This is a genomic window from Streptomyces sp. NPDC006365, assembly GCF_042870755.1.
GTDB classification, from domain to species: Bacteria; Actinomycetota; Actinomycetes; order Streptomycetales; family Streptomycetaceae; genus Streptomyces; species Streptomyces xiangluensis.
The window spans coordinates 147,733-161,889 of sequence record NZ_JBIAHS010000013.1; the positions used below are offsets into that span (position 1 = coordinate 147,733).

At 68.4% G+C, this 14,157-nt stretch carries 10 protein-coding genes and 3 pseudogenes; 7 read left to right on the plus strand and 6 right to left on the minus strand.

Features of this window, described 5'->3' with window-relative positions; translation table 11 throughout:
* Positions 1-243: 243 nt before the first annotated feature.
* Entirely contained in the window at positions 244-2,394 is a 2,151-nt protein-coding gene (locus ACFYO0_RS30650; protein WP_388682514.1) for an MMPL family transporter, read from the plus strand.
* 267 nt (positions 2,395-2,661) lie between these two features.
* On the opposite strand, the gene ACFYO0_RS30655 is transcribed toward ACFYO0_RS30650, so the two are convergent.
* Positions 2,662-4,113, minus strand: coding sequence for an ATP-binding protein (locus tag ACFYO0_RS30655; protein WP_388682515.1), 1,452 nt, complete (start codon positions 4,111-4,113; stop codon positions 2,662-2,664).
* Positions 4,110-4,802 (minus strand): response regulator transcription factor, encoded by a 693-nt coding sequence (locus ACFYO0_RS30660; protein ID WP_388682517.1) that lies wholly within the window; start codon positions 4,800-4,802, stop codon positions 4,110-4,112. The genes ACFYO0_RS30655 and ACFYO0_RS30660 overlap by 4 nt, the downstream gene beginning before the upstream one ends.
* 217 nt (positions 4,803-5,019) lie before the next feature.
* Between ACFYO0_RS30660 and ACFYO0_RS30665 the strand changes: the two are divergent.
* A pseudogene (locus ACFYO0_RS30665) lies at positions 5,020-5,397 on the plus strand (transposase); the annotation flags it as partial.
* A gap of 358 nt (positions 5,398-5,755) precedes the next feature.
* On the opposite strand, the gene ACFYO0_RS30670 reads toward ACFYO0_RS30665, so the two are convergent.
* Complete coding sequence (locus ACFYO0_RS30670) at positions 5,756-6,268, minus strand: 2,4'-dihydroxyacetophenone dioxygenase family protein (protein WP_388682520.1); 513 nt, start codon at positions 6,266-6,268, stop codon at positions 5,756-5,758.
* 208 nt (positions 6,269-6,476) lie between these two features.
* Between ACFYO0_RS30670 and ACFYO0_RS30675 the strand changes: the two genes are divergently transcribed.
* The gene (locus ACFYO0_RS30675) at positions 6,477-7,445 is read left to right on the plus strand and encodes a helix-turn-helix domain-containing protein (RefSeq protein WP_388682522.1); all 969 of its coding nucleotides are present in this window, start codon (positions 6,477-6,479) and stop codon (positions 7,443-7,445) included.
* Positions 7,446-7,589: 144 nt separating this feature from the next.
* Here the strand turns inward: ACFYO0_RS30675 and ACFYO0_RS30680 are convergent, their stop codons facing one another.
* Positions 7,590-8,114, minus strand: coding sequence for a PAS domain-containing protein (locus tag ACFYO0_RS30680; RefSeq protein WP_388682524.1), 525 nt, complete (start codon positions 8,112-8,114; stop codon positions 7,590-7,592).
* Between the two features lie 153 nt (positions 8,115-8,267).
* Here ACFYO0_RS30680 and ACFYO0_RS30685 point away from each other — a divergent pair, with 153 nt between their 5' ends.
* Both ACFYO0_RS30685 and ACFYO0_RS30690 read left to right on the plus strand, forming a co-directional pair.
* Positions 8,268-9,080: an IclR family transcriptional regulator C-terminal domain-containing protein gene (locus ACFYO0_RS30685; protein WP_388682526.1), complete on the plus strand. Its 813-nt coding sequence runs from the start codon at positions 8,268-8,270 to the stop codon at positions 9,078-9,080.
* Positions 9,081-9,891: 811 nt separating this feature from the next.
* Positions 9,892-10,071 (plus strand): annotated as a pseudogene (locus ACFYO0_RS30690) (transposase); the annotation flags it as partial.
* 83 nt (positions 10,072-10,154) lie between these two features.
* Here ACFYO0_RS30690 and ACFYO0_RS30695 read toward each other — a convergent pair.
* Positions 10,155-10,292, minus strand: a pseudogene (locus ACFYO0_RS30695) (hypothetical protein); the annotation flags it as partial.
* Positions 10,293-10,465: 173 nt separating this feature from the next.
* Between ACFYO0_RS30695 and ACFYO0_RS30700 the strand changes: the two are divergent.
* Together ACFYO0_RS30700 and ACFYO0_RS30705 are read left to right on the plus strand one after the other, a co-directional pair.
* Positions 10,466-11,341, plus strand: coding sequence for a catechol 1,2-dioxygenase (locus tag ACFYO0_RS30700; RefSeq protein ID WP_388682528.1), 876 nt, complete (start codon positions 10,466-10,468; stop codon positions 11,339-11,341).
* Between the two features lie 215 nt (positions 11,342-11,556).
* Positions 11,557-12,045 carry a nuclear transport factor 2 family protein gene (locus ACFYO0_RS30705; protein ID WP_388682530.1) on the plus strand — a complete coding sequence of 163 codons (489 nt, stop codon included), beginning with the start codon at positions 11,557-11,559 and terminating at the stop codon, positions 12,043-12,045.
* A gap of 1,036 nt (positions 12,046-13,081) precedes the next feature.
* On the opposite strand, the gene ACFYO0_RS30710 is transcribed toward ACFYO0_RS30705, so the two are convergent.
* Entirely contained in the window at positions 13,082-14,140 is a 1,059-nt protein-coding gene (locus tag ACFYO0_RS30710; protein ID WP_388682532.1) for an LLM class flavin-dependent oxidoreductase, read from the minus strand.
* Positions 14,141-14,157 lie beyond the last annotated feature (17 nt).

Below are 14,157 nucleotides of genomic sequence, written 5' to 3' on the forward strand. Positions count from 1 at the left end.
GACGCTGATCCGCCCTTTGCCCTGAGCTGGCTGGGGCAGGGCTCACCGTCACACGAGGGGCTAGAAGTTGACTGACTCCCACGGAGCGTTTGATGGCGTCGTAGGAAGCCTGCGAGATCGTGAAGAATCCATGCTCCTCCTCGTCCCGCCGGCTACTTCACAGGCTCTAACGGTCGTCTCAGGTTCGCTCGTTAGGAAGTAGGCATCAGATCAGCGATGTAACCCGTATGTAGGAGGCTAGTGATGGCAGTCAACGCAGCGCCGTCCGGGGAAGCGCCGGCCGGTCGGTTGGCAGGCCGGTGGGTGCCGTGGTTAGTGATTGGCTTGTGGCTGGTGCTGGCGGCGGGCATGGTGCCGCTGAGCGGAAAGTTGAGCTCGGTCACCACCGACAGCGCCGTAGACACCCTGCCGGCCAGTGCCGAGTCCACCAAGGTCGCGGTACTGGAGGACAGTCTCCCCGACGGTGACGACAACACGTTCGTCTTCGTGTACCACCGCGCCGGCGGCATGACCGACGCCGACCGCGCGACGGTCGAGCGCCACTACAACACCCTTGCCAAGCGGTACCCGCCGAAGGCGACGGCGGCGGCCGGCGAGGACGAAGAGGGCTCACCGACGAGCCCCTCCACCGACCGCAAGGCGATGATGTTCACCCTCGAGGTGAGCACGACCTACGGCGCACCGGAGGACATCGTCGGCCCGTTGCGTGACGCCGCGAAGGGCCGCCCCTCCGGCCTGGAACTCGACGTGACCGGCCCGGGCGCGATCGACGGCGACATGGATGCCGTCTTCGACGGCATCGACGTGCAGGTCCTCCTCACCACCATCTTCGTCGTCACGCTCCTGCTCATCCTCACCTACCGCAGCCCGGTGTTGTGGATCATCCCGCTGGTGGCCGTTGGCGCGGCCGCACTGACCTCGATGGGGACCGTCTACCTGCTCGTCAAGGGCTTCGGCATCGTGGTCAACGACCAGAACTCGGCGCTGCTGACGATCCTGGTATTCGGCGTCGGCACGGACTACGCGCTGTTGCTCATCGCTCGATATCGGGAGGCACTGCACCACCATGAGAACGTCCGGGTCGCGATGGTCCACGCGCTGCGCAGCGCGGCGCCGGCCATCGTCGCGTCCGCGGCCACCGTGGTCGCCGGCCTGCTCTGCCTGCTCGTCGCCGACCTGAACAGCACCAGCGGGTTGGGCCCGATCGGTGCGGCCGGCATCCTGTGCGCGCTGGTGGCCATGCTGACGCTGTTCCCGGCGGTGCTCGTGGTGCTCGGCAGGCGGATCTTCTGGCCGGCCATCCCGCGGTTCAGCACGGCCGTGGCGGAGAAGCCGGGGCTGTGGGGACGGCTCGGCACCGCCATCAGCCGCCGCCGGTGGGTGGCGACGCTCGGCTCGCTCGGAGTCCTCGGCGTGCTCGCCCTCGGGCTGGCGGGCAACACCGGCGCCCTGCGGGAGCAGGACCAGTTCCTGTCCGCGCCGGAGTCGGTCACCGGCTTCACCGTTCTCCGCCAGCACTTCCCGGAGCTCGGCGGCCAGCCAATGACGATCTTCACGCGGCCGGCGCACCAGGAGCGGGTGCTCGACATCGTCAAGGACACTCGCGGTGTGGCCCTGGCCGTCCCGGAGCAGACCAGCGGTGGCTGGGCCAACATCTCCGTGTTCCCGAAGGACGCGCCGGACACCGTCGCAGAGTACGACACGATCAAGCGGGTGCGCACCGCCGTGCACGCGGTGAGCGGGGCGGAGGCGATCGTCGGCGGGCCGAGTGCGGAGAACCTCGACACCGAGGTGACCACCAAGCGCGACGAGAAGCTGGTGATCCCGCTGGTGCTCGCCGTCGTCCTGATCGTCCTCGGGCTGCTGCTGCGCGCGATCCTGGCCCCGCTGGTCCTGATGGCCACCGTGATCGTCTCATTCGCCGCGGCCTTCGGCGGCAGCGTGTTCGTCTTCGACACGATCCTCGGGTTCAAGGGCGTCGACTATTCGGTGCCGCTGCTGGCATTCCTGTTCCTGGTGGCGCTCGGCGTCGACTACAACATCTTCCTGGCCAGCCGGGCCCGGGAGGAGACCGTGCGCCTCGGCACCAGAGAGGGCATGCTCAAAGCCCTCTCCGCCACCGGTGGCGTCATCACCTCGGCAGGCCTGGTCCTGGCGGCCACGTTCGGGGTCCTCGTCACACTTCCGCTGGTGATGCTGGTCGAGGTCGGGTTCCTGGTGGCCTTCGGCGTGCTGCTCGACGCCCTGCTGGTGCGGTCGGTCCTGGTGCCCGCCCTCACCTTGCTGATCGGCCGCCGGATGTGGTGGCCGAGCCGGCTGTCCCGTCCAGCGGCAAAGCTGCCGGACGGTCAACAGCCGCTCGCCGACGAGGAGGAGCCCGCGCTGCAACGGTGAGCGCGGCGGCACGGACGAGATCCGGGACGGGGACCCAGGCCCGTCCCGGATCTTTCATGGGCCCGACGGTCGCCGCCCTTTGGTCCTGCGCCACGCGCCGGGGCTGGGGTCGGCGCATCGCGGTGTCCTGCCCGGTGGTGGGCCGCTTGTCCTGCGCCGTGCGGCCGGGGCTGGGGTCGGCGCACCGCGGTGTCCTGCCCCGACGGTGAGCCGCGCGGGGCCATGCCGACCGCCGTCCCTTGTCCTGCGCCGCGCCGCCGGGGCGGGTCAGCGCACCGCGGTGTCCTCCCCGGCGGTGAGCCGCGCGATCGGGGCGGGCGGGGCCGCGGCCGGAAGGTCGACCCGAAGCAGCGCGCCACCGCGTGCGGAGCGGGCGACGGTGGCCCGGCCGCCGTGGGCGTCGACGACCCGCTGCACGATCGACAGCCCCAGACCGGATCCCGGCAACGCCCGGGCGCTGTCGGCACGGTAGAACCGGTCGAACACCCGCGGTACGTCGGCGGCGTCGATGCCCGGCCCGGCGTCGTCGACCTCGAGCACCGCCGACGCGCCCTCGGCACGGAGCCGGACCTGGACCGGCTGGTCCGCGGGGGACCACTTGCCGGCGTTGTCGATGAGGTTGAGCACCGCCCGCTGGAGCGCAGCGGGACGCCCGCTCACCCACACGGAGGTCACGTCGAGCGCGACCTCGATGTCGGGCACACGGGAACGCGCCCGGGTCGCGGCGGCCCCCACCACGTCGGCGAGGTCGAGCAGCTCGGTGTTCTCGTCGCTGACGTCACCGCGCGCCAGGTCGGTCAGCTCGGCGGCAAGGGTGCTCAACTCGGCCACCTGGGCGCCGAGATCGTTGAGCAGCCGGGTCCGGCTCTCCGCCGGCAGTGCGCTGTCCAGGGTGCCGCGCCGATTGAGCCGGATCAGCAGCTCGACGTTGAGGCGCAGGCTGGTGAGCGGGGTCTTGAGCTCGTGGGCGGCGTCCTCGGCGAGCAGCCGCTGGGCCCGCCGGGAGTCCCGGAGCGCGGCGAGCATGTCGTTGATCGACTGGATCAGTCGCCGGATCTCCCCACCGCCCTCATCCGGGATGTCGGCGTCGAGATCCCGGGTGTGGGCGACACGTACCGCGGCGGCGGTCAGCCGGTCGATCGGTGCCAGCCCGGTCCGCGCCACGGTCCGCCCGACAAGGGCGCCGCCGACCACGCAGAGCAGCCCGATCAGCAGCATGCCGAACCCGAACCGGTTGATCGGGCTGTCGTCGGCGACCTGGGCCACCTGGACCGCGCCGTCGCCCGCACGCAGCGTGTAGATGAGGTAGCCGTCGTCGTCGCTGTCGTTCGACTCCATCAGGTCGGCCGACGCGCCCTGCGCCACGCGCCCGGCGTGCTCGCTGACGGGGGGCAGCGCGGGTTGGCCGGCCGGCGTCCGGGTCGAGCCGTCGGGCAGGATGACCCGCACCAGCCGACCGGATCCGGGATACGGCGGTAGCTGGACCTGCGCCAGACCGGCGCGCTGCGCGTTCGTCGCCAGGACGCGGGAGTCGGCGCGTAGCTGATTCTCGGCGGTGTCCTGCAGCTCCCAGCCCAGTAGCTCGCTGGCCACCTGGAAGGCCACGAACACGCTGACCGCGATGGCCGTCGCCGCGATCACCGTCAGCCTGGTCCGCAGGGATCGCCGGCGCCACCATCGGGTCAGCCGACGCGGTTCCCGGCCGGCGGGCCTGCTCACGGAGGAGTCTCCCGCAACGTGTATCCCAGGCCGCGCAGCGTGTAGATCAATCGCGGCTCACCCTCGGCCTCCATCTTGCGGCGCAGGTAGCTCACGTATACCTGGAGGTTGTTGGCGGTGGCGCTCATGTCGAAGCCCCAGATCGCCTCGAACAGCGCGTCGCGGGTCAAGACCCGGGTCGCGTTGCGCATGAGGACCTGCAGGAGGGAGAACTCGGTCCGGGTCAGGCGCAGCGGCCGCCCGCCCCGCCACGCCTCGAACCTGTCGGGATCGAGCCGAACGTCGGCGAACGACAGGATCTGCGACTCCCCGTCGGTCGGCGTGCGCCGGCGCAGCAGGGCCCGCACCCGGGCCAGCAACTCCTCGGTGGCGAACGGCTTGGGCAGGTAGTCGTCGGCGCCCGCGTCCAGCCCCGTGACCCGGTCGGAGACCTGGTCACGGGCGGTCAGCATCAGCACCGGAAGATCCCGACCCGCGGCCCGCAACCGCCGGCAGGTCTCCAACCCGCCGAGGCGGGGCATCATCACGTCGAGGATCAGCAGATCCAGTGTGTCACCGCCGACCCCACCGACCCCGTCGAGCACGGCGAGACCGTTGGTGACGGTGCTGGTGTCGTAACCCTCGACCTGGAGCACCCGCTCCAGCGACTCACGGATGGCCACTTCATCATCCGCGATCATGATCCGCACGCCGGCCCGCCCCCTTCCAGTCGATGCTTTTTGCCGCTCATTGTCTCCGATCAACCTGAGGCCAGGATTAGCGCGTGGCTGGGGACCGCGCTCTTGGCTTGTTGTTAACCCATGCTGGTCGGTGGTGACCCCTGGTTGGCCATGGGAACAGCTCTTGGTCGATGATCTTCTTGTCGAGGGAAGAGCATCAATACCAAGGGCTGTCTCGTTGAACAGCGTGCATGACGTGTGTCCGGTGGACGCGGCCGGGGAACTGGCGGGTTTCCGGCGGGAGTTGCACCGCTGTCTGACCGCTCGGGGGATGCGTTGTTCGAGTTGACGGATGCGCTGTTGTGTACTGACGGGCCGGTGAAATCGTTGGTGGGGTTGAGTTTGGCGCCGGAACACCGGCGCGGGCACGGTGCGATGTACGACGCGGTGAATCAGGGTCGGATCGACGTGCAGCTGTTGCGGACCGCGCTGGCCGGGCTCACCCTTCCTCGTGCTGTTGACGGCCGGTTGATGCTGGCGGTGGATATCCGCGTGGCTACGCCCGGACGCGGTGACGAGCCCGGACCGGTTGTTCTGTCACGTGTACGGCCGTGGCCGCAACAAAGATCGAGGCCGCCGCCACGGCTGGTCCGCAGCCTCCCGGACTGATCGACGCCGCCTGCCGGGAGGCGGGGTCCGCGGACAGCCCACGGAGACGGGAGGCGGCTGCCGCTGCGTCGCCGCTGTGGCGGGATCGAGGCCGGGGCGCAGGCCGTGGAGCCTATGAGAAACGGATGAGTCCTGGTTGGTCTCCCCGTGGGGATTGCCCAGAGGATGCAGATGCTGGTCGCCGTGGCGGTGCCCCGGCCGGCCCGGTGGCGGAGCCCGTCGGACCGTCCCCGGTGCGGCTGTCGTCGTCGAGGACATCGCAGAGCCGACCATGACTTCCGCCCCGGTGGGCCGCTCACCGTGAAGGGCCGACGTTACAGATAAAGCCTCTCGTTGATCTTTATTCCGTTCGCCTTGCAGTGGCTCTCGTAATGATCGATGAACCAGAAGACATCGACCGTTTCGAGCACGCGGTCCTCTTCGTCGAGGAATTCCAGCGGCCCGTTGAGCCAGAACATCGTCTTCATGCCACGTTCGGAGTAGAGCGTGTGGCTCCGCCCCGGGCTCTCGCGGACGAAGTCGCCCGGCCGCGCGACCCAGTCGTATTCCATGTAGCGCCAGCTGCCTTCCAGTACGTAACCGGAGACCGGGCCGCGGTGGCGGTGGCGGCCGAGCACACCGCCCTCCTGCACCCACAGCACGTTCGCGGCACTGCTGGTCCGGACGTCAAAGGTGAGGTGCTTGATGAAGACGTTGGGGGCGAACGGCACCCACGGAGTGCTGTCGTCGCTGATATAGCCCTCTTCGAGTGCGTACTTGTCCCGCATGAGGTCAACCCGTGACTCTGTTGCGACGTGCTGCTTCATGATCTCTTCGGACGTGGTCATCTGTCCTCTTTTCTGAAGGCGGGGAAGGAGGGGATTTCGCAACAACCGATTCCGGTGCGGCTGCCGCCGGCGGGCGCCGGTTCCTGGCCCCACGCCGAACGTAGATGGAGACGTATGGCCAGGTCTTGACTCCCGCCGCACGGGATTGTTGACTCTGCGCGCACACGGGTCTCCTTTGTCCGTGCAGGGTCGGCAGCGAGGTGACCGCATGAGTCTGGAATTCTCCACAGCGACGGTCGATGACCCCTCACAGCTGTCGTACTGGCGCCAGGTGGTCAGCGAGGCGTTCGTCCCTTACGACGTCACCGCGCCGCGGCGCCGCACCGAGGGCTTCCAGGGGACGGTCAGCACTCACGCGATCGCCGGCATGCAGGTGGCCACGGTCGAGGCCGATCCGCACACCGTGTTCAGGACGCCATCACTGATACGCCGGTCGCCACAGGACGACTTCCTCGTCAACCTGGCCGTCCGTGGGTCGGTCATCGTGACCCAGGACGAGCGCGACGCGGTCCTGCGGCCGGGAGAATTCACCCTCTACGACAGCGCCCGTCCGTGCCGGATCACGGGCCCCGACCGATTCGGGCTGGTATCGCTGAGGATCCCCCGGACATTGTTCACCGCATACTGTCGGCTGCCGCAGGACGTGACGGCGACCGTCGTTCGAGGCGATCACGGCGTAGGCGCCCTGCTCTCGCCCTACCTCCGCTCGCTGGCCAGGCACGCGGCCGAACTGGCGCCCGATGTCGTCCAGCAGGTCGGCATCAATGTTCTGGAGCTCCTGGGTGCTGCTCTGCCCAAGGGGCCCGCCTCTGGTGACGGCTCGGCGCTCCCTCGATCGGCACAGTGGTTGCGGGCCCGTCAGTACATCGCGGAGCACATCGCGGACCCGCAGCTTTCGCCCGCCATGGTCGCCGAGGCCCTTGGTGTGTCCATCCGGTATCTGCAGGTGCTCTTCCGTGCCGAGGGCACTTCACCTTCCCGGTCGATCCAGGAGCGGCGGCTCGAACGCGCCGCGCGGCTCCTCACGGACCCTCGGCATGCGGGGCGGACGATCACCGACATCGCCTTCGGTCTCGGTTTCAAAGACGCTTCCCACTTCACCAGGGCGTTCAAGAACCACTACGGAACGGGTCCACGCGCCTACCGCGACAGGCAATCGCCCTCCGGCCCCGTTTGACAGGCGCCCTGGCCGGAGGGCAGAGCGGGGCGGTGGCGCCGCCGAAGGGGAAGCTGCCGCGGCTCGTCTCCGGCTGGGCGCACGCCGCCAACTCTTCGGCGACAGCGATGTCTGCGGCCGGCATTACCTAACGCCTGCCATGGTCTACTCGCTCATCCGGCTCGCCAACCGATCGGGGGACTGCGTCCGGGCGTTCTGCCCGACTTCCGTCTGCCTCGGCTCGGTGGCCTCGGAGAGGGAGATGATCTGACCGCGATCCCGGACCGGGATCACGCGCACCCTCCGAAGGCCTCGGTCACCGGGCCATCGGAGGTCGAACTCGACCGTCTTCCCCCCGACGGAGGCACGGCGGCACTGAACCTCCAGGCCGGGTACGCGAGCCGCGGGCATCTCCCACAGGTCGTCGCCGAACAGTCGACCGGGGCCGAGAAGTCGCTCGGCGGAGTCGTTGGCGAAGGTGATCCGCCAGGCCGCGTCGACCGTGAAAACGGCTTCACCCGTGGCCCGCACCAGGCCAAGAACCACGTCGTCGCACTGTGGAGACGTCCGCTCACCCGGCGTACCGGCCAGGGCGCTCGACATCCCGTCGTCCTCGGCCGTGGAGAGGTGATGCCGAGACGGTTGGGATGCCCCGGCGTCCTTGTCCGGGGTCGTGTCGCTCGTCCTCACACCCCGCCTCCTGTTGGTCCACGGGCGTGTGTCGGCATGGGGTGCGACGAACGTCGACGAGGGCCGCTCGCCCACCGCCGTGCCGACCACGCTCGCTGTGCGGATTCCAGCCTGGTTCCGCCCGCCGCATCTTCGCAGGTGAGAGCAGGTCCCATGCGGAACTACCAAGTGAAGACGATCAGCTCTCTGGAACGCGGCCTGCACGTGCTGCGGACCCTTCAGGAGATGCGTGCCGCCAGTCTGCACGACCTGTACCAGGTCACCGGCATCCCCAAAGCCACACTCCTCCGGATCCTTCACACCTGCAATCAGCAGGGACTGGTGTGGCAACGGCTCGCCGACGGAGCCTTCCTCGCGAGCCTCAGGCCGCAGCGCGTCCCGTACGACGACACCGAGTGGCTCGGCGAGCTGGCGACGCAGGTCCTGGAAGAGCTGTGCGAACGCGTCATGTGGCCCTCCGTGCTCACCGTGCCGCGCCTGGACTACATGGAGACCATCGACACGAACAGCCCGAGGGCCTACTTCGACGAGGTCGTCCCCGTCGCCCCCATCGGCTTCCGCTCGCACATGCTGCTCGGCGCCTCGGGCCGGGCTTACATCGCCTTCTGCCCCGAGCGGGAGCGCGAGGCGGTCCTGCGACGTCTTCGCGAACACGACGCCCCCGGTAACGCCTACGCCCACGACTCGAAGTGGCTGAGCCGGCTGCTGGCGACCACTCGGTCACGCGGATACAGCGTGCGCGCACCGGAGTACGACTTCGACGGTCGCAATTCGATCGCCCTGCCGATCCGGGTGCACGGGGAGGTGCTGGGGTGCGTCAACGTGACCTGGCGCAGGACGGTCATGCCCGCGCAGGAGGTGGCACGCCGCCACCTCGACGACCTGAAGTCCGCGGCGCACCGGATAGAAGAGCAGGTTGCGGCAGCCACCCCGCAACGACTGGACAGTCCTGGCGCCGACGCCTGAGCGAAGCACCCTTCCGGGCCACCGCCGGCTCACTTCGGCATGTGGATCTCCTTAGTGATCGGAGACCCAGGTGTCAATGGTGATCGTCAGTTTTGGACCGACAGCCTCCTTCCTCAAGTACGAGCCGCTCTCGACTCGTCAGCCGAACGCGTCGGTTTCGCTCAGGACGACTGGTCTTCGCCTGCCCGCAGCAGCGCTGCCATGCCCACCCATGACCGACGAAGCCGGTGCCAAGCGCGGAAGCCCGGCTCGGACCCCGGGGCGATCGCAACGTCGGATTTCAGGGGAGGTGGCGATCCCGAGTACCGCAGCCGAAGCATGTGAACTGAGGTGCTTCACCAACTGCGAGTCAGTGCCTCTTTGTATCCCTCGGCACGCCTCTGGCCAGGCGTTTTGTGTGGTTGGTCGAGAGTGAGGTCAAACGGCGGCGGTGAATAGCGTTAAGAACGGCAATCGAAGCATGTCTCACTACGTGCTTCGCCAACTTGCCGGTTCTTGACCTGACGTGAACGAGTGCCCTGCCCCTGCATCTCGCGCGCGGGGGGCGGGGCACTCGCGCTCGACGGTGCGGAAGACGTCGCCTGTGACCGTGATCGCAGGCGATCTGTTCCCGGAGCGGAGCTGCGCATCCTACGACGACGAAGAACCCCGCGCCTGGTACCAGGCGCGGGGTTCTTCTGTCCTTGTGAGCGTGTGGCGAACGAGCGCCGCTAGGCGATGTGCTGCAGCTGCGTGTTGACAAGCCAACGAGCGGGCCTCCTCCTGTGCACAGAACCCGGCGTATAGCCTGACTCGTCTGCCGCTCTTTTGCCTGTCGCCCGCAACCGTGACCCGGCTAACGAAGCAGTGGCAGGACGACCACGCCGCCTTCCAGCGCCGCGACCTGCCGGACACCGACTACGTGTACGTGTGGGCCGACGGCGTGCACCCCGAGGTCCGGCTCGGGAAGGCACACTCCTGCGTCCTGGTCCTGATGGGTGTGCGCCAGGATAGCCGCTCCACCGACGCCGGCCCCTTCGAGCGCAACGCGTCCGCGCTGCCCTGCTCCCACGCCCGACGCCAGCGCCGCACCGACCGAGCCGTCACCCGCAGATCCCTCGCGACGGCCTCGGTCTTCTCACCGCGTGCGAACCGCTCGGCCGCCTCCAGGCGCACCCGCTCCCGCTTCTCCTGCTCCCTGGGTGTCGGCCCGCCCCCATGCGCGTACCGCATGACGCCGTCGTACCGCAACGATCAAGAACCGTCACGACCTGCCGGACTCCGTGACTTCAACTGAGTAGTGGATAGCCTTTTCCAGTTGATGTAACCTCAACTGGAGCACCCAATCCAATTGGGGGTTCCGGGGGCCGTCGCGGCCCAACGCCCACCACCGGCAGGGGACTTTGATGAGCACGTCGGAAAGCACCAGGCTCCAGGTCGTCTTCGACGACCTCCAGTTGACGATCGCGGATCTGATCATCAAGCACGGAGTGACCGAGCAGGAGTTCCAGCGAGCCATCGCATGGGCCCTGGAACTCGCCGAAGCCGGCGAAATACCCATGACGACCTACCAGTTCTTCATGCATCCGGTACTGGAGGCCAACCTGGGCGCCGCGTATGCGAATCCGGAGAAGGACGGTGCGAGCCCCTGGGTCGGCAGGGGGCCGGCCTATGTGCCCGGGGCGCCGGTCCTGGAACGCCCGTACGCGCTGCCCATGCGCCCCGACGAACCCGGCGAGGTGCTCTTCGTCTCGGGACAGGTGCGCTCCACGAGCGGCGAGCCGATCGCGGGCGCGGAGCTCGACATCTGGATGACCAACGCCAAGGGCGACTACTCGAACTTGACTGCGGAGATGATCCGGCCTCTGGTCATAGACCTTGACGAGAGCCTGCCCCCGTTCAACCTGCGCGGAAAGCTGCTCACGGACGACGAGGGTCGCTTCGAGTACCGGACGGTCATGCCCGGCATCGAGGTCATGGGCATCGCCGAGGACGGCCCTCTGGGCAGGCTCATCAAGACACTGGACCGGGTCGACATCCGCCCGCTGCACATCCACACGATCGTCACCGCCGCCGGCTTCCACACGCTGACCACGCAGTCCTACTTCGAAAGCGACCCGATCGTCTACAAGACCCTCGAACCCCGCACGACGCCCGAGTCCAGCGTGCACGTCACACAGCTCCATGACGACCCGGCCGACTTCAAGGCGCGCGGCCTGGATGCGCCCTACCACACCGTGACCCACGACTTCGTACTGCGCCCGGTGACCCCAGCAGTCTGAGTGAACCGGACCCAGGAAGCTCGGCGGAGCGCGGGGCGACAGACCGCGCTCCACCGCAGCCCAGGGACTGGCGGCGATGTCCCTAGTGGGGCGGACATCCATCGCGCCGGCCCGATTTCGCAACGTCCGGGCGTCGACACCTCCCGTCCACGCCCGGACCGGACGCCATCAAGCTCACAACTCCGTGCTGCACGGAGCGATCAAGGAGGATCCACGTGCCCGACAGGGTCGCTGACGAGTTGGCCATCCGTGGCCTTACCGCACGCTTCAATCACATGGTCGACCAGTTGCGCGGCGCCGATTGTGCCGCGGCCTTCACCGAGAACGGCGTACTCGAGGCGGGCCCGCGCCACGAGGGCAGAGCGGCCATCGCAGCCTTCTTTGACGCCCAGGCGCATGGAGAGCCTATCGACATTGGCTTCGGAATGACGGGACATCTCTTCTCTACCGTGCATGCCACCACCGACAACGTCATCACCATCGAGGGTGACAAGGCGACCCAGATGTCGTACATCCTGGTGTTCCGCCAGGTCCCGCGTGAACTGGCACGGGATGGGCTCTATGTCATCACTCACCGCTGGGATGATCGACTTGTCCGGACGGACGCCGGTTGGTTGTTCGAGCACAGGATCATGAACGTGCTCCAGACGAACGCGAACCCTGACGCCACGGCGCAGAATCTCAGGCTGCCGACACATCCGTGACCACCGAAACCGCCGAGTTCGACCTGGGCGCGGCGTGTGTGATGCGGTGTGGGAGCGCGGCCCCGGCGGGAACGCCGCGTAGCCCGTCCGGGTCCAGACAGGTGCGGGCGGCGATCTCGCGGACCATCCCGGCTCGAGTCGAGTACGGGGATCGGCCGCCTCCCGGGGCAACCGGTAGCGGCTCTCAGCGCCCCGCTGATTCGAGTGGGTCACGATGCGTCGGCGCGACGGTCTCGCGCAGCCCCGGCCGGCTTCGGCATCTCGGCCGGCACCGCGGCCCCGATCCTGCCTCAGGACCGGTCGTCAGGTTGCAGTGCGAACCACAGCTCGGCGCGCGTGGCGGGGGCATCGATGTCGCAGCCCAGTGCTGCGGCGACCTTCGACATTCGACAGTTCGGGGCATGCCGGTGACGACCGCCCGGCCATCTGGAGGTTGATGTTGGTGTCGGTGGTGCAGTCGCCGGACCAGCGGCACCCGAGGCCCTCAGCCACAGTCCGGTCAGCCGAAGCGGGGGGACTCCGCTGGAGCTGAGCAGGGGGTAACGGCCGGAGTGGAACAAAAACGGGGGTGTGGCGGGCAAGTAACTCGTCGTACTCGGCGAGCAGTACCTCGCTCAGCGCCTTGGCGTCCACAGGAGTCGACGACCCGTCCATCCGGGTCAACAGCACCACGCACTGCGTTGCCTCGACGCGGGCCGCGTCTTCGTCCACTGTGTTACGACCGCCGGTGAAGACGACCCGGGTCAGGCCGACGAACTCCGCTGCACCGGGTCTACATCAGCGTCCTGCGTCTGCTGAGACCCCGCAGAAGGAGTTGAGCAACCGGGTTGTCCTACGTCGACCGGGCGTTGGCCAATCCCCACGCCGCCACCCTCGTCGAGGTTTTCAGGTCGATCGTCGATCACGGTCGTGGCGAGGATCCTGGGACGCCTGACGTCGGGTCGGGTGCTTCAGCAGGACGATCGTCGTTTCAAAGAGGATGCGCATGTCGCAAGATCGTGGCCGCCGACGTCCGCGACGACGGTTCAGTAGTTCGTCAGGCTGCGGCCGGTCCGGCCGGTGGGGCGAGTTCCCTGCGGATGACGGGGGCGATCTCGGTGGCGAGAAGCTCGATCGAGTCGTGGACCATCCCGGCGGGCATACCGCCGAAATCGACCTGTCCGATGTAGCGGTCGATGCCGAGCACTTCGCGTTCGGCGAGGATCTTGTCGATGATCTCCTGGGGACTGCCGACCATCAGCGCGCCGAACGGTACCGCCGCGGCGTCGAACTCGGCGCGTCCGATGTGAAAGCCGCGTCCGGTGGGCGGCTTGGGGCGGACGTATTCCTTGTAGAAGGGGAAGACGTCGTCGCGTGCGCCCTGGGAGGTGCGGCCGACGTAGAAGTGGCCGGATCTGCCGAGCCGCAGCCGGTCGGCGGGGTGGCCGGCCGCTGTGCCGACCGCGCGGTAGTGCTCGACGAGGGGGCGGACACTTCGGATGTCCCCGCCGATGAGGCCGAGCACCATGGGCAGGCCGAGGCGTCCGGCGCGTTCCGCGCTGGAGGGGGTGCCGCCCACGCCGAGCCACAGCGGCAACTGCGGCTGCTGGGGCGGGGGCTGGACGGACAGGCCGTCCATGGCCGGGCGGAACCGTCCGCGCCAGGTGACGTGTTCGGGGTTCTCACGGATGGCGAGCAGCAGCCGCAGCCTCTCCGCGAACACGTCGTCGTAGTCCTCGAGGTCCACGCCGAACAGGCGGAACGCCTCGACGAACGCACTGCGCCCCGCGATGATCTCGGTGCGGCCGTCGCTGATCAGGTCGAGGGAGGCGAAGTCCTGGTGCAGCCGGACCGGATCGGCGGTGGACAGCACCGACACGGCACTGGCCAGCCGGATACGGGCGGTGGCCTGGGCGATCGCGGCCAGCGGCACGGCGGGGTTGGCGACTGCGAAGTCCCAGCTGTGGTGCTCGCCGAGACCGAAGACGTCCAGGCCGGCCTGGTCGGCGGCGATGGCGTAGGAGACGATCTCGCGGGTGCGGCGCCCCGGGTCGTGCAGTTTTCCTGTTGTGGGGTCGGTCTGCAGGTCGGACAGGGAGATGATGCCCAGTTCCACGGTCGTCTCCGATTGGC